Origin of the sequence: Tunturibacter psychrotolerans, from assembly GCF_040359615.1 — a bacterium.
Taxonomy (GTDB): domain Bacteria; phylum Acidobacteriota; class Terriglobia; order Terriglobales; family Acidobacteriaceae; genus Edaphobacter; species Edaphobacter psychrotolerans.
Map to the genome: position 1 here is coordinate 2,415,545 of NZ_CP132942.1, position 16,232 is coordinate 2,431,776.

At 58.4% G+C, this 16,232-nt stretch carries 11 protein-coding genes; 6 read left to right on the forward strand and 5 right to left on the reverse strand.

Translation table 11 applies throughout. The annotated features are described in order from the left end of the window. Positions 1 to 47: 47 nt before the first annotated feature. The 5 genes from RBB77_RS10045 to RBB77_RS10065 form a co-directional block, all read right to left on the reverse strand. Positions 48 to 2,099, reverse strand: a complete 2,052-nt coding sequence (locus RBB77_RS10045) for a glutaminase domain-containing protein (protein WP_434557113.1) — start codon at positions 2,097 to 2,099, stop codon at positions 48 to 50. A 172-nt stretch (positions 2,100 to 2,271) separates the two neighbouring features. Next, on the reverse strand, positions 2,272 to 3,765 hold the full coding sequence (locus RBB77_RS10050; protein ID WP_353066988.1) for a M16 family metallopeptidase: 1,494 nt from the start codon (positions 3,763 to 3,765) through the stop codon (positions 2,272 to 2,274). Then, the gene (locus RBB77_RS10055) at positions 3,762 to 5,372 is read right to left on the reverse strand and encodes a M16 family metallopeptidase (protein ID WP_353066990.1); all 1,611 of its coding nucleotides are present in this window, start codon (positions 5,370 to 5,372) and stop codon (positions 3,762 to 3,764) included. Before RBB77_RS10055 ends, RBB77_RS10050 begins: the two co-directional genes overlap by 4 nt. Before the next feature lie 60 nt (positions 5,373 to 5,432). Then, positions 5,433 to 6,077: a hypothetical protein gene (locus RBB77_RS10060; RefSeq protein ID WP_353066992.1), complete on the reverse strand. Its 645-nt coding sequence runs from the start codon at positions 6,075 to 6,077 to the stop codon at positions 5,433 to 5,435. Positions 6,078 to 6,115: 38 nt separating this feature from the next. Then, complete coding sequence (locus tag RBB77_RS10065) at positions 6,116 to 7,060, reverse strand: alpha/beta hydrolase (RefSeq protein WP_353066994.1); 945 nt, start codon at positions 7,058 to 7,060, stop codon at positions 6,116 to 6,118. Positions 7,061 to 7,557: 497 nt separating this feature from the next. Between RBB77_RS10065 and RBB77_RS10070 the strand changes: the two genes are divergently transcribed. From RBB77_RS10070 to RBB77_RS10095, 6 genes are all read left to right on the forward strand, one after another. Continuing rightward, complete coding sequence (locus tag RBB77_RS10070; RefSeq protein ID WP_353066996.1) at positions 7,558 to 8,721, forward strand: ROK family transcriptional regulator; 1,164 nt, start codon at positions 7,558 to 7,560, stop codon at positions 8,719 to 8,721. Continuing rightward, positions 8,705 to 9,958 (forward strand): glycoside hydrolase family 88/105 protein, encoded by a 1,254-nt coding sequence (locus tag RBB77_RS10075; RefSeq protein ID WP_353066998.1) that lies wholly within the window; start codon positions 8,705 to 8,707, stop codon positions 9,956 to 9,958. Before RBB77_RS10070 ends, RBB77_RS10075 begins: the two co-directional genes overlap by 17 nt. Positions 9,959 to 10,096: 138 nt before the next feature. Beyond that, a complete protein-coding gene (locus RBB77_RS10080; protein ID WP_353067000.1) occupies positions 10,097 to 12,616 on the forward strand; it encodes a 3-hydroxyacyl-CoA dehydrogenase/enoyl-CoA hydratase family protein in 2,520 nt (839 codons plus the stop codon). Between the two features lie 97 nt (positions 12,617 to 12,713). Then, the gene (locus RBB77_RS10085; RefSeq protein ID WP_353067002.1) at positions 12,714 to 13,892 is read left to right on the forward strand and encodes an acetyl-CoA C-acyltransferase; all 1,179 of its coding nucleotides are present in this window, start codon (positions 12,714 to 12,716) and stop codon (positions 13,890 to 13,892) included. 4 nt (positions 13,893 to 13,896) lie between these two features. Next, positions 13,897 to 14,337: a hypothetical protein gene (locus tag RBB77_RS10090; RefSeq protein ID WP_353067004.1), complete on the forward strand. Its 441-nt coding sequence runs from the start codon at positions 13,897 to 13,899 to the stop codon at positions 14,335 to 14,337. Positions 14,338 to 14,380: 43 nt separating this feature from the next. Then, positions 14,381 to 16,201 (forward strand): acyl-CoA dehydrogenase family protein, encoded by a 1,821-nt coding sequence (locus RBB77_RS10095; protein ID WP_353067006.1) that lies wholly within the window; start codon positions 14,381 to 14,383, stop codon positions 16,199 to 16,201. The last annotated feature ends 31 nt before the right edge of the window (positions 16,202 to 16,232 follow it).

Consider the following 16,232-nt stretch of genomic DNA (forward strand, 5'->3'; position numbering starts at 1 on the left):
CTATGGTCTCACGGCAGTGGGTGGTTATGCGGTGTGCGGATTGTTGACTAGTGAGTGGAGGTGGATTTGGCGCGCCACTTGTTTGTGAGTTCTTTGTCGGAGAGGGCTTTGATGAAAACGCCGCCTACTACGCTGCGGGCCTGGAAGCCTACTTGTTTGCCGGTTTTGGTGTCGTACCAGTCGGTGAGGGGGACGCGCGTGGGGGTTTCGTTGGTCCAACGGCAGATGGGGTCGATGATGGCGTTGAACTGGTCGGGGTTGGAGGCGAGGGTTGCGGTCCAGATGGACCAGTCGAGCTTGGTGTAGTCGGCGCGGCTGTCGAGCGGGAGGCCGTAGAGGTTGAGCTTGGTGAGGTAGAAGGCGACTTCGCTGTCGCGGACGCTGTTGGGGAAGAGGTTGTAGTCGAGGATCTTGTCCCAGACGAGGTTGTACTTCTGGCTCCAGGTGTTGGGGCTGTTGAAGGCGATCTTGTAGTGGTCGCCTTCTTTTGCCATGGCGATCCACTTTGCGGCCATCTCTTTTGCGGTGGATTGGTATTGCTTGGCGACCGTCTCTTGTTTGAGGAGATGGGCCAGGTCGGCGTATGCGGCTAGTGCGTCGATGGCTTTGATGGAGAGGTTTGCGTTGTGGGCTAGGTGTCCGGCGAAGTCGTCGGTGGTGAGTTGGGTTTCAGGGTCGAGGCCGTGGGTGTTCAGGTATTCGGCCCACTTGGTGAGTAGGGGCCAGTAGCGCTGGGCTAGTTGCGGAGTGCCTTCTGCGCGGGCTACGGCATCGACGAGGATGAGCATGTTGCCGGTCTCTTCGACAGGCATCTGGTCTTCTTCGGTTTTTTCGCCGCCGCCGTAGACCTGGCCGTTGGCGAGTGGGTATTGGCCGAGATCGTGTGGAGAGAAGGGGAATTTCCAGCGGGCGAGCGAGGAGTATTCGAGGACGGGGAGGAGCTGGGCTTCGAGGAGCTTCGGGTTGAAGAAGAGGAAGAACGGCGCTGAGGGGTAGAGGACGTCGACGGTGGCGATGCAGCCGTTGGAGAAGTTCTCTTTGGCGAAGAGCATAGGGTCGCCGTTTGCGTCGGCTACGAGCTTGTGTGCGGCGATGGCCTGGCGGTAGGAGAGGATCGCGATGTAGGCGTAGTGCTCGCCGCCAACTTTAGTGAGGTCGGCTGTGAGGTCTTTGTCGAATGCTTCGCCGCTGGCTTCGAGGGATGCGTACTGCTGTTCGGCTTGATCGAGCATCTGGTCTACGGGTTGGTTGTTGCGCTGCCAGTAGGAGCGAAGGTTTCGCTGGAGGTATTGGATTGCGTAGTTGTCGGTGTAGGAGACGAGGATGTGGCGAGTGACGGGTTGCGAGACGGAGCCGAAGTCGATGATGGTGGAGAGCGCGGAGGCGGAGTGGTCGGCGCGCTCGGGCATGTCCATGGTGTCGGTGGTTGTGAGCTGACCGGTTGATGCGAAGGCTGTGGCTGGATGTGATGCTAGGTAGGTTGTGTAGTGTGCGTCTTTCGGCACGGCCAGATGGAAGTAGCCCCAGTCGATGCGAAGGTCGTCGCCGGAGCGGTTGAGGATCTTTTGATCCTGCGAGCCGGTGGAGAGGACGTTGAGGGATGAGGTTTGATTGCGGAAGGAGTTGATCTGCTGGCTGCGCTCGTTGACCGCGATTACTGGATCGACGTCGAGGAGGACGGAGACTTGATGGGGTGAGGCGTCAGTCGATTCAGCGGTCCAGGTGAGGTAGGTGACGGGGCGGGAGAGGACTTCGAGATCGCTTAAGAATGCTGGGGTGAAGAAGACGAAGCGGAGGTTGATGCCGCTTTGGCGGAACTCGTAGGTGGTGTGGGTTGGTGTGACGGAGTGCGCGGTCTGTTGCATCGCGGGGATGTCGTCGGGATGGTGGCCCATGAAGCGGAAGGGCTTGCCATCGATGCGGACGATACCGGTGATGGGTTGTGGAGAGCCGGTCCAGTGGGTGGTGTCGGAGTCGGTGAGGTTGTCGGTGATGGACCAGACGCTGAAGTACGGATCGTGCGTGATGAGAGGTGTTGCGGGAGGACGCTGCTGGGCTGTGAGAGGTAGGACGTTGAGAAGGAAAGAGACAGCTAGCAGGGACGGGAGCGAGTTCTTTATGACGAACCTCCGGGGACGATGACGCTATCTAAGGATAGCTCCATCGTTCCCCCCTGGTAAGAACTCTTTGGGAGCTGCTTGTTTGTGTCCTGCCGGACGGGCGCCCTGCGCGGGCGGCGGTCACTTCGTGACTTGTGATTGCTTCGCGTGGTTATTCTGCGGGTTTGCCGCCTGGTGGGGGTGGGATTGTGATGTCCAGGTTTTTTACGGCGCCGAGGCCCAGGGTCGTTAGTGACGGCGTGATTTGAGACTCGTTGCCTACCACGACGATCGCGAGCTTGTTGGTGTCGATGTATTTGTTGGCTACGCGGGAGACGTCGGCGGCTGTGACTTTTTCGATACCGGTTTTGTACTTTTCGAGAGTGTCGAGGGGGTAGCCATAGAAGGCCAGGGTGACTTGTTCGCCAAGTGTCTTGTCGGGCGAGTCGTAGTGGAAGACGAAGGAGTTGAGGACCTGGTCTTTGGCTTTGCTGAGCTCGGCGGGTGTGGGTGGTTCGGTTTTTAGGCGGTCGATTTCGGCGAGGAGCGCTTTCGTTGCGGCTACGGTGGTTGCGCTCTTTGTTGCGGCTTCGACGACAAAGATGCCGGGGTGATCGTAGGAAGCGCCGTAGTTTCCTTCAACGGTGTAGGCGAGGCCGAGTTTGGTGCGGACGTCTTGCACGACGCGGGAGCCGAAGCCGCCGGAGAAGATCTGGTTCATGACGGAGAGCGCGTAGTAGTCGGGATTGCTGCGCTCGGTGCCGAGGCCGACAATGAGGACGTTGGACTGGTTGACGTCGTCTTTGGAGACGAAGTTGACGGAGGGCTTGGGGTCGGTGAAGGTGGCTTTGACGGATTGGAAGCGGTCGCCGCGGGGGATTGGCGCGAAGGCTGCGCGGAGTTTGGCTTCCATGGCGGCGGAGTCGAAGTCGCCCGAGAGGGCGATGATGATGTTGCTGCCGACTACTGTTTTTTTGTGCCAGGCGCTGAGGTCGTCGAGGGTGACGGCGTCGACGGTGGCGTATTCGAGCTCGCGGGCGTAGGGGTTGTGGGGGCCGTAGGCGATCTGGATGGCTTCGCGGTTGGCGATGCCGCCGGCGTCGTCGTTGCGGCGGGCGATGCCGGTTTCGAGCTGCTCTTTGGCGAGCTGAAGTTTGTCGGCTTTGAAGGTGGGATGGAGGAGGAGATCGATGGTCTGGGCGAAGACGGTGTCGAAGTCGCCTTTGAGGCTGGACCAGCTCATGGAGGTGGAGGCGGTGCCGCCGGAGGTTTCGATGGAGGCGGCTTTGTCTTCGAGGACGTCGTCGAGCTTGTCGCCGCTGATGGTGGCGGTGCCGCTGGTGCGCCAGGTTTCGCCGTAGAGGGAGGTGAGGCCTACTTTTGCGTTGGGCTCGTCGCGGCTGCCTCCGCGGATGAGGATGGTGCCGTTGATGAAGGGGAGCTCGTGGTCTTCCTGAAGGAACAGGACTACTCCGTTTTCAAGCTCGACGCGGTGCGGCTGCGCGGGTTTGAAGGCCGGGAGTGGTGGGATGGGGATCTGTTTCCATGGTTGAGCTTGTGTGCTGGCTGGCGTTGCGGCGGGTGCGGTTTGCGCAGAGGCGGCGAGAGTGGCGAGAAGGAAGGAAGAGGCGGCTGCGGTGAGGACGAACGAAGAGAGATGCTTCACTTCGTACCTCCGGCGGTTTGAGCGGTCGGCGCTGGGGGTGCGGTGAGCATGGCTGTTCCTGGCGTTCCTGTTCCTGCGCCTTCGGCGGCTTGCGGGACTTTGCGTTGGGGCGGGACGAATTCGATTCGCGCGCTGGTTCGGTTGTTGTCGGTGAAGATCTTGTTGGCTACGCGGCGGATGTCGGCTTTGCTGACGGCGTCGATTTTTTGTAGCTGGTTGAAGAGCTCGCGCCAGTCGCCGAAGCGAGTTTGATACTCGGCGAGTTGGTGGGCTAGGCCTTCGTTGTCGGCGAGGCCGCGGAGAAGATCGGCGCGGGAGCGGGTTTTGAAGCGCTCGAGCTCGGCGTCGGAGACGTCTTCATTTTTGAGGCGATCTAATTCTTTGTGGATTGCGGCGCGCATCTCGTCGGGGGAGTGGCCGGGGAGAGGCACGGCGTAGACGGCGAAGAGGCCGGGGTACTTGTCGCCGGGGAAGCCGCTGAAGCCCTGGGCTTCGGCGGCGATGGACTGGTCGCGAACGAGAGAGCGATAGAGGCGGGCGGTGCGGCCGTTCGAGAAGATATCCGAGATGGCGTCGTAGGCGGAGTCGTCGGGATCGAGATAGTCGGGGCGGTGGTAGCCCTCGATGTAGAAGGGCTGGGTGGCCTCGCGGATAGTGACGGATTTTTCGGCGACCTGTGGCGGCTCGACGGTGGTCATGGGCTCGGGGCGCGGGGCGGCGGGAATGGGAGCGAAGTAGCGCTCGAGTACGGGCATGGCCTCGGAGGCTTTGATATCGCCTACGACGGCGATGACGATGTTGGCGGGGACGTAGTATTTTTCGTGAAAGGTGGCGGCCTCGGTGGCAGAGACCTGACTAATTTCGCTCTCCCAACCTACGCCGGGGCGACGGTAGGGGTGGGCGACGTAGGCGGTGGCTAGGAATTGCTCGACCATGCGACCGACGGGGGAGGAGTCAGAGCGCATGCGGCGCTCTTCCTGAACGACGTTGCGCTCTTTGTAGAACTCGCGCTCGACGGGATGGGCGATGCGCTGGCTTTCGAGGTAGGCCCAGAGCTCGAGGCGGTTGGAGGGCATGCTCCAGAAATATTGGGTGGAGTCTTCAGTGGTGTTGGCGTTGATGCCGACGGCTCCGTTCTCTTCGGCGATCTCGGAGAACTGGTTGGGGATGACGTATTTTTGCGCTTCGGCCTGGGCGTCCTGGAAGGCTTTGAGGAGTTGAGCGAGTTTTTCGGGGCTTTGGCCGACGCGCTTGCGGTACTCGGCGTCGTAGGCTGCGTAGGCGGATTCGACTTTTGCGAGGGCGATTTTTTCGGCGGCGTAGTCGATGGTGCCGATCTCGGTGGAGCCCTTGAAGGCCATGTGCTCGAACATGTGGGCGATGCCGCTGGCGCCGTCGGGATCGTCGGCGGAACCTGCATCGACGAGGGTGTAGAAGCTGAAGACGGGGGCTTCGGGGCGCTCGCAGACGATGAGGGTGAGGCCGTTGGGGAGGACTTTTACGGTGGTGCGCTTTTCGAAGCTTGCGAGATCCTGCGCTCTGACGATCGAGCTTAGCGCGATTGCACATGTGAAGATTGCGGCGATTCTACGTTTTACCTTTACCAAAAGCCCTCCGCAGACTTTTTTGAGTCAAGAGTCCACTATATCGAAGCCCGAGGCCGGGCTCTATTGCCGGGGGCCGAATAAGGCGTTCCAAGTTTGACGTATGGCGAGCCAGATTCGCTTCAAGAGGCTGTCGGTTTCGGCCTTGATGGTGGTGACGACGGCGGAGAGGAACTGCTCGCGCGTCCACGCGTTGCGGGCGGGGCTGGGGCCCCGGCGCATGCAGTGGGCGGCGGCTTCGGCCCATGAGCCGGATTCGACGGCGGCGATGAGGCTGGGGAAGTCTTTGAAGAGGCCTGCGGGGCCGAGGTTGTAGGTCATGTCGAGGAGTGCGAGCTTTACGCCGTCGGGGAAGGTGTCGTAGCGCGGGAGATGGGTACGGAGGGTGGCTTCGAAGCCCTGGAGGACGGAGGTTAGTTTTGCGTCGATGGTTTGCTGGGGGAGTATGAGGTGGGTGGTGGCGGATTTGTAGAAGGCGGAGGCTCGTCCCTCGGGGAGGGAGTCGACGCGGGCGTATTCGGCGGCGATCTCCTGTGGTGTGGCTGGACGAGCGCCGAGGAGGAAGGGAAGGGATTCGGCGGCTTTGGCGTCGGGGAGCATGAGGCCGACGCCGACGGTGACTTTGCCGACCGTGTCGCGATACATCCAGGGGATGCAGCCTTCGAACTCTTTCAACTTGGTGAGCGATTGCTCGAGATAAGTCGCCACGATTTCAGGCTAGCATGTGGCCATGCGCATAACTGCATCTACTCCGCAGTCATTCCGATCGCGCGCAACCACTTCTCGACTAGCAGAGGCCACTCCGTCGCCGGAAACTTTGTGCGTCGCAGTCCGAAGGCGTGGCCGCCTTGCGCGTACAGATGCATCTCCACGGGCACCCCAACCTTCTTGAGCGCAGCATAGTAGCTCAGCGAATCCTCGACACGATCCACGTGGTCATCTTCGTTCTGCAGCAGGAATGTAGGCGGCGTCCTGGGGGTGATATGGGCACGAATATCCGGATTCAACGCAAAGCTGTTGTCGGAGAGCGACAGATGCCCCGGATAGAGAGCTACCGCAAAATCCGGGCGGCAGCTTTCTTTGTCGGCCGCATCGACAGGCGGATATAGACGCCTGGCAAAGTGCGTGCTCATCGCTGCTACCAGATGGCCGCCTGCCGAAAACCCAAGCACTCCAATCTTTTGTGGATCGAGATGCAGCTCCGCGGCATGAAAACGCACCAGCCCCACTGTCCTCTGGGCATCCTCCAAAGCCTCTGACGAAGCCGGATATGCCCCCGATTTTGGCAAGATTCCCTCACCTGGCACGCGGTACTTCAACAGCACACAGGTGATGCCTTTCGACGTGAGCCAATCACATACCTCGGTGCCTTCAAGATCGATGGCAAGGATTTGATAGCCTCCGCCAGGAAACACGACGACCGCGACGCCCGTGTTCTGTCCGGTCGGCGAATAGACCGTCATTGTGGGTTGCGAGACATTGTTGATGTAGCTCCATGACCTACCGCCAACCAGCGAATCGATTCCGGTTTTCTTGAGGGTCTCCGGCCCGGTGACAGGTCGGGCATCGGGCACCGCTCCAGGCCATATTGGCATTTGTGTATGCCCCGGCGTTGGCTGCCACGGAGGTGTCTGTGCGCTCAGACTGACAGCTGCAAGTCCGACGCCCAGAGCAAAGAACAGACGCTTCATCGAAGATCTCCACAGCTTTTACTTGAACGGCTCACTGAGTGTAGGGCTGTCCAAGGGAGGATCATTTTCCTTCGTGCAGCGGGCATCGACTCGGTTAACAAACTTGCGGGATCGTTCGAAGCCGGTAAACAGAACACAATTGTGGAAGGGTTGGCGGGATCGGCACTTTGGTGAGACATGCGTTGCGGAGGCCGGGAGGGCGGACGCTAATTACGGGCGAAATTTCGTCGTGACTGCCTCGTAGTTGTGGCTCTCCTATAGATGCCATGCCCTGCTCAAACGGGCGATTTCAGGCGTAGATTATCGTTTTTCGCAACAATAATTCAAAGTATCTACAAAATGCTATACCTGCAGTGATATAAAGACTCGTCGCCAAAGACGTCAAGCAAAGGGCGGCTCGAGTTTGGTTCGAACGATAGCCGGACGTTCGAGTTGCTCAGTACACACGGTTTGATATGGTTTGGCTTACTGATTTTATGGGACACGAAAGCTAAACGATGACCAACACTCGGTTCACCTTCACTCGCAGGCAGAGTGCGTCGAACAAAACACCGCGTCAGATTAACCGGAACCTGGTATTCAATCTGGTGAGAACGCGTCAACCGCTCTCGCGTGCTGATCTTGCACGTGTCTCCGGCCTGCAGCGGAGCACGGTCTCGTTGATCGTCGAGGATCTGATTAAGGATAAGTGGATTCTGGAGGGGTCGACGGGTCGGCCACCGCGCGGACGCAGACCGACCTTTCTTGAACTGAATCATCAGCGGGCTGTCATTGCGCTGGATATTCATCCATCACAGACAACGGTTGCGGTGACGGATCTTGGTGGGAAGATTGTTGCGCAGAATGTGGTCGAGTTGCCGGAGGATCCGAAGAAGGCGATTCAACCGATTATTGCGGCGATTCGTAAGCTGATGGCGGCGCATAGCGATAAGTCGTTTGATGGAATCGGGATCAGTCTGCCGGGCCGCGCCGATCCTCTTCGTGACGAACCGATCTTCGCGCCGAATCTGAAGTGGTCGATCTCGAGTATCAAATCTCGCATTCAGAAGGCGACGGGGTTGCGGGTGGAGATGGACAACGTCGCGAATGCCTGTGCGCTGTCGGAGGTTTGGTTCGGAGATAGCGACGGGTTGCACGACCTGGTGGTGGTGAACGTTTCGGAGGGAATTGGAACGGGGATCTTTGCAAATGGGCAACTGCTGCGCGGAGCGAACGGCATGGCGGGAGAGTTTGGCCATGTGCAGATGGAGATGAATGGGCCGCGATGCGGCTGCGGAGGGCGAGGGTGCTGGGAGACGGTCAGCTCGAATCGCGCGGGGTTGCGCTACTACGAGGAGATGAGTGGAGCGGCTGCGCCGCCGAGCTTTGCTGCGCTGGTGAAGATGGCTCAGTCCCATGACGCGAATGCGGTGAAGGCGCTTGAGAAGATGTCGTCGTTTCTTGGGCGAGGGCTGAGGATGGTTGCGAGTGCGCTGGCGCCGAGTGAGATCGTGGTGGTTGGGGACATCACGGCTGCGTGGTATTTGTTTGGGCCGATTGTTGAGGGAGAGTTGAACCAGAATGCGCTTTCGAAGCCGCCCAGACTGCGGCCTGCTTTTGAAGGAAATACGGCGCGGTTGCGTAGCGCGGTGGCACTGGTGATGAATGGGAGCCTGGTTTAAAGGGATGGTGGTGTTTTCTGCTATGCGTCGCAATCGGGTTTTGCATGGGGCTTTGCCAGCGAGCGGGCGCGCGAATTTTTTTCTCTGCCTTGCTCTGGGTGCGATGGCGGTGAGTTCCTCGGTGAGTGTGTATGCGCAGCCAGCGGGGGTGAGGGCGGCTTCGGCGGAGGACGATGCTGTTGGGGATGCTCCGGATAATCCTGGGCCGCTTGCGACGGAACTCTCGAGTGAGTTGAAGCCGAAGGCGATTGATGCGGCGATGAAGAAGGTTGCGGACTGGCAGGTGGCTTATGCGGAGACGCGCTTTAATAAACAGTGGACGTTTGCTGCACTCTATGACGGTTTGATTGCAGCGTCGAAGACTACAGGCGATGCGAAGTACCGCGATGCGGTGTTGCGGTTTGCGGAGCGGTCGGACTGGACGCTGCTCGATGCGCGGTTTCCTCATGCGGATGACCAGGCTTTGGGTCAGGCTTATCTGGATCTCTACAGGGAAGATCCGAAGCCCGTGCGAATGGCGGATACGAAAGCGATTATGGATCGGCTGATCGTGCGGAAGGACGATCCGAGCAAGCTGTTGTGGTGGTGGTGCGATGCGTTGTTCATGTCGCCGCCGGTGTTGTTGCGGATGTATGCGATTACGAATGATCGCAAGTATCTGGACTACATGGATCACGAGTGGTGGCTTACTTCGGGAAGCCTCTATGACCGGCAGGAACATCTTTATTTTCGCGACAGCCACTACTTTACGCAGAAACAGGCGAACGGTAAGCCGATCTTCTGGTCGCGCGGAAATGGGTGGGTGATGGGTGCGCTGGTGAACGTGTTGCGGATCATGCCGGCGGATTATCCCTCGCGACCGAAGTACGTGGCGCAGTTTCGCGAGATGGCGGAGAAGGTCGCTGCGATTCAGAGTGCGGATGGATTGTGGCGATCGGGTCTGCTCGATCCAGCAGCTTATGATTTGCCGGAGGTGTCGGGGTCGGCGTTCTTTACGTTTGCGATTGCCTATGGGATCAATGAGAAGATTCTCGATCGCAAGACGTATCTTCCGGTGGTGGAGAGATCGTGGGAGGGAATTCTGGGGCACATCTACGCGGATGGACGGCTGGGTTCGATTCAGCCGATCGACGGGCAGCCGGGTAAGTTCAGGCCTTCGGCGAGCTATGTGTATGGGGTGGGTGGATTTCTGATGGCGGGGTCGGAGATGCATCGGCTGGCTGCGTCTAAGGACTAGCGAACGGTACACGTGGTTGCGAGATACTCGTTTAGAATGAGCGGCTTGAAAAATGAATGGTTATTCACTTGACGGACTGAATGGTCATTCAGTATTCTTCGCATCGTTCGGGTCATACTGCCCGCCGGAGCTTTTGACATGTCTTCCAGCACTCTTGAAGTAGCGACGCCGCAGAGTTCGGCAAAGCCCAACCAGACCAGGGATCACAGGCAGATCAGCAAGGTAGCCGTTCTTGGGGCCGGGACTATGGGGTCGCGCATCGCGGCGCATATTGCAAATGCGGGGTTGCCGGTGGTGCTGCTGGATATTGTTCCGCCGGGAACTGACGCGAGCGCGCCGAAGCAAGAGAGGAATAAATTTCTTCTGGCGGCGATGGATGGACTGAAGAAGTCGAAGCCTGCGGCGTTCTATGCGGTGGAGAATGCGCGGCTGATTACGATTGGAAACTTCGACGATGATCTTGCTTTGATTGCTGACTGCGACTGGATTATTGAGGTGGTCGCGGAGAATCTTGAGATCAAGCGGGCGTTGCTTGAGAAGGTGCAACAACATCGGCGGAAGGACTCGATCATTACGAGCAATACCAGTGGTCTTCCGATTCACAAGATCGTGGAAGGCATGCCGATGGAGTTGCGGAGACACTGGTTCGGCACGCACTTCTTCAATCCGCCGCGGTACATGCGGCTGCTTGAGGTGATTCGGACGCCGGATACGGACCCTGCAGATATTGCGGCGGTGGAGCACTTCTGCGATCTGCGTCTGGGGAAGGCGATTGTTCATTCGCACGATACGCCGAACTTTATTGCGAATCGCATTGGCACGTTTTCGATGGGAAATGCTATTCGCTTGATGCAAGAGCAGGGGCTGTCGATTGAAGAGGTCGATACGTTGACGGGTTCTGCGCTGGGCTGGCCGAAGACGGGGACGTTTCGGTTGGGCGATTTGGTCGGCGTGGACGTGTTGGCGCATGTGGCTACGAATTTCTCTGCGCAAGCCGAGAAGATTAAGGACGAGCGCGCTGAGGTGAAGCTGGCGCCTTTTATCGGCACGATGCTCGAGAGGAAGTGGCTCGGGGATAAGGCGAAGCAAGGCTTTTACAAGAAGGAAGGTAAGGACGCGGAGGGACGCGATCTGCGGCACGTTCTTGATTGGCAGACGCTGGACTACAAGCCGAGCATGCGGCCGAAGTTTCCGGCGATTGAGATGGCGAAGAATGTGGAGTCGACCCATGCTCGCATTGCGCAGTTGCTGCATGCGGACGCGACGAAGGATAAGGCGGCTGCGTTTTACTGGCCGCTGCTGACGGAGCTGTTTACTTACAGTGCGAACCGCGTGCCGGAAATTGCGGACAATATCGTAGAGATCGATCAGGCGATGAAGACGGGCTTCAATTGGGAGCTTGGGCCGTTTGAGATGTTCGATGCTGCGGGTGTGAAGGCAACGACCGAGAAGATGCGGGCTGCTGGTGTGCCGATCTCTGCAAATGTGGAGAAGCTACTGGGCTATGCGGAAAAGCATGGGGAGGCGAATCCGGCCTGGTACAAGGATGATGCTTCGGTGCCTTCGGGGCGCTTGTTCTTTGATCCGGTGAGCGGTACGTACAAGCCGGTGGTGACTGCGGATGGCGTGACGTCGCTGGGGGTGATCAAGAAGGCGAATGGGGTGGTAAAGAAGAATCCCGGCGCGTCGGTGATCGACCTGGGGGATGGTGTCGCGGGGATTGAGCTGCACTCGAAGATGAATGCGCTGGGCGATGACATCGTCAACTTGATTACGCAGACGTTGAAGTCAACAAGTGAGGCCGTGAGTAATTTTGAGGCGTTTGTTATTACTGGTGATTCGGCTAATTTTTCAGTTGGCGCGAACCTGATGCAATTGCTGCTCGGGGTGCAGGAAGAGGAGTGGGACGAGGTCGAGATGGCCGTGCGCGCATTCCAGAATATGACGCAGGCGATCAAGTTCTGTCCGCGTCCTGTGGTGGTTGCGCCGTACGGGATGTGTCTGGGTGGGGGCGTTGAGATTTCGCTGCATGCGGCGGCGCGGCAGCCTCATTCAGAGTTGTATATGGGGTTGGTAGAGGCTGGTGTCGGGCTGATTCCGGGTGGTGGTGGTTGCAAGGAGATGACGATTCGGTCGGTCGAGGCTGGGTCGAGCATTCGTCCTGATGCGCGGGGCGAGGGTGTGGAGATCTTTGAGGCGCTGAAGAAGAACTTCGAGACGATTGCGATGGCAAAGGTTTCGACCAGTGCGGCGGAGGCTCGTTCGATGGGGTTCTTCAGGGCTTCTGACGGCCTCACGATGAATCGTGAACGCTTGCTGACAGATGCGAAGACGAAGGCTCGTGCGATTGTCGATGCTGGGTATAGTGCGCCTATTGTGCGCACCGATATTCCCGCGCCGGGGGAGAGCGTGCTGGCTACGTTGAAGCTGGCGGTGTGGACGATGCGGGAGGGGCAGTACATCTCCGATCATGACGCTAAGATTGCGAACTGGGTGGCGTATGCCTTGTGTGGAGGCAAGGTTACGCCGGGTACTCCGGTGACCGAGCAGTATCTGCTCGATTTGGAGCGTGAGGCGTTCCTCTCGTTGTGTGGGGAGAAGAAGACGCAGGAACGGATTGCGTTTACGTTGAAGACGGGGAAACCGCTGAGGAACTAGGATCTGTCGTTCGCGGGTTAACGCAGGTAGGGATTGGGTTTCATTCACAGCCTTCCGGAGAGCATCTCTGAAGGCAGAAGTCAGGAGTTAGGTGGTTATGAAAGAAGTCATCATTGCATCCGCTGTTCGCACCGCTGTTGGAAAGGCTCCTCGCGGTACGCTTCGTACGACTCGGCCGGACGACCTTGCTGCGTTTGCGATCTCGGGGGCGCTTGAGCGAATTCCTCAACTCGACAAGTCGGAGATTGAGGATGTGATTCTGGGCTGTGCCATGCCTGAGGCAGAGCAGGGAATGAATGTGGCGCGCGTCGCGAGCTTTCGAGCCGGGCTGCCGATTACGGCTGCGGGAATGACGATCAATCGGTACTGCGCGTCGGGGTTGCAGTCGATTGCACTGGCGGCGGATCGGATTCGTGGAGGATCGTCGGACTGTATTGTGGCGGGTGGTACGGAGAGCATGTCGTATGTTCCGTTTGGCGGGAACAAGATCTCGGTGAATCCGTGGCTGGTGGAGAACTATCCGGGGTCTTATATGTCGATGGGGCTGACTGCGGAGCGGGTTGCGAATCACTACGGGATCAGCAGGGAGCAGATGGACCAGTTCTCCTATGAGAGCCACCAGAAGGCGTTGGCTGCGATTGCCGGTGGAAAGTTTGACGATGAGATTGTTCCGATTACGGTTACAAGTACTGTGCCGAATGGAAAGAAGGCCAAAACGACGGAGGCGACCTTCAAACAGGATGAGGGCCCGCGTGCCGATACTTCGCTTGACGCGCTGGCGAAGCTGAAGCCGGTGTTTCATGCGAAGGGAACTGTGACGGCGGGGAACTCGAGCCAGACCTCGGATGGGGCGGCGGCGGCGGTGGTGATGTCTGCGGAACGTGCGGCGCAGTTAGGGATCAAGCCGATGGGTAAGTTTATTGCGTTCGCTTATGCTGGCTGCGATCCGGAAGAGATGGGGATTGGGCCGATTCATGCCATTCCCAAGGTTTTGAAGATGGCTGGGCTTTCGCTTGAGGATATTGACCTGTTCGAGTTAAACGAGGCCTTTGCGGCGCAGTCGCTTGCGGTGTTGAAGGTGCTGGGGATTGATGGTGCGAAGGTGAACGTCAACGGCGGTGCGATTGCGCTGGGGCATCCGCTGGGTTGCACAGGAGCAAAGTTGACAGCGACGCTTCTGCGCGAGATGCCGCGGCGCAAGGCGAAGTATGGGATTGTGACGATGTGCGTCGGCGGAGGAATGGGCGCGGCCGGGATCTATGAGGCTATGAATTAGAGAAATGCGTACATACTCCAAGTCGGATCGAAGAGCCTGGAACAGATTGCGTCCGGCGGGCCGGAGTGACTGGCATCAGATTCGAGTGGTGAGTGGATATGTCGCTGTGATTGCGGTCATTGTTGCGGTCACATTTTTTATCAGACACTTGCATCGAGAAGAGATTGAACAGAACTGGAAGTGTGCAACTGCGACTATTGAAGAGGTTCAACCGAAGGTGATCGAGTATGTGAACAACTCGAGGGGTGGAGTGGCGCTGTACGAGGTTTCGATTCTTACGAAGTACGTCTCGGAGGGTGTGGCCCATGAGCAGTGGATCACGGTGGAGCAACCGCCGGTAACGCTGGCTGAAGCGGAGTTGGAGACGTTTCGCTGGAAGGGCCAGCAGTGTGTAGTTCGATGGAATTCGTTTGAGCCGGACGAGATGATCGCGGAAGTGAATTAGGTTGCATTTTTTAAGGTTCAGAATTCGCAGAAGGAGTAACACCATGGCAACGATGACTACACCTGACCCGATTACCGCTACCCGCATCGCAGGTGGCAGCTTCCTGATCAGCGATCCGGCGCCTGCCGATTGTTTCTTTCCCGAGGACTTTACCGACGAGCATAAACAGATCGCGGAGACTACGGCGAACTTTGCCATCAACGAGATTATGCCGGCATCGGATTCGATTGAGGCGAAGGATTTCTCGGTGACGAAGCGGCTGCTGAAGGAGGCTGCGGAGCTGGGGCTTACGGCGATCGATATTCCCGAGGAGTATGGCGGGCTGGAGATGGATAAGGCGACGTCGGCCATCGTTGCGGAGAATATTTCGAAGCAGGCGAGTTTTTCGGTCGCGTTTTCGGCGCATACCGGCATTGGTACGTTGCCGCTGGTCTGGTACGGGAATGCGGAGCAGAAGAAGAAATATCTGCCGAAGATTGCATCGGGGGAGATTGTGTCGGCGTATGCGTTGTCGGAGTCGACGAGTGGCTCGGATGCGGTGAATGCGAAGACGAAGGCGGTGCTGTCAGCGGATGGGAAGACTTATAGGCTGAACGGCGAGAAGATGTGGATCTCGAATGCGGGCTTTGCGGATCTGTTTACCGTGTTTGCGAAGTGCGCGATTCCGGATGGGCCGGATGCTGGAAAGGAAAAGCTGACAGCGTTTTTGATTGAGCGCGGGACGCCTGGTTTTACTCAAGGCAAGGAAGAGCACAAGCTGGGGATTCGCGGCAGCTCGACCTGCCCGTTGATTTTGAATGACTGTGTGATTCCTGCTGGGAATCTGCTGGGCGAGGTGGGGAAGGGCCATCATATTGCGTTCAATATTCTGAATGTGGGGCGGTACAAGCTGGGGAATGCTGCGATTGGCGGCGCTCGGATGGCGCTCAACAACGGGATTCGGTATGCGATCGATCGTAAGGCGTTCGGGAAGTCGATCTCGGAGTTTGGGTTGATTCAGGAGAAGATTGCGAACTGTGCCGCGGGCATTTTTGTGGGCGGTGCGGTGTGTTATCGCACGGTGGGGCTGATCGATAAGGCTTTGGCCGGCGTAGACAAGAACGACACGAAGGAGATTCAGAAGCGGATTGAGGATTATGCGGTTGAGTGCTCGATCGTGAAGGTGTGGGCGAGCGAGATGCTGGATATGGTGGTCGATGAGACGCTGCAGATCTTCGCCGGTTACGGATATGTGGAAGAGTTTCCTGCAGAACGCGCTTACCGGGATGCGCGAATCAATCGGATCTTCGAGGGGACGAATGAGATCAATCGGCTGATTATTACCGGCTGGTTGATGAAGTCGGCGATGAGCGGCAAGCTGGCGCTGATGCCGGCGATCAAGAAGTTGATGGACGAGGTGATGTCGGGGCCGAGCGAGAGGGTGGAACGCGAAGGGCCGTTGGGTGACGAGCGCAACCTGCTGGCGAATGCGAAGAAGCTGACGCTGTTTGTTGCTGGTGCTGCGACGCAGAAGTACATGACGCAGATCGCGGACGAGCAGGAGGTGATGGGCGCGATCTCGGACATGATCATCGAGGTGTTCGCGATGGAGAGTGCGGTTCTGCGAGCGGAGAAGATTGCGGCAGGGCAGTCCGGGGAGGCGACGGATATCTCTGTTGCGATGGCGCGGATCTATGCAGATAAGGCGATGGCTGTGATTGAGCTGGCGGCGCGGAAGGTGATTGCGGCGGTGGCGGAGGGAGACATGCTGCGGACTCAGCTTACGATTCTTCGGCGACTCTCGAAACACGACTCGGCTGACACGATCAAGCTTCGGCGGCAAGTGGCTCAGCACGTCCTGAAAGCTGGGAAGTACGCCATTTAGGCGTCGTTTGATTCCAGATGGAAGGGCCAGT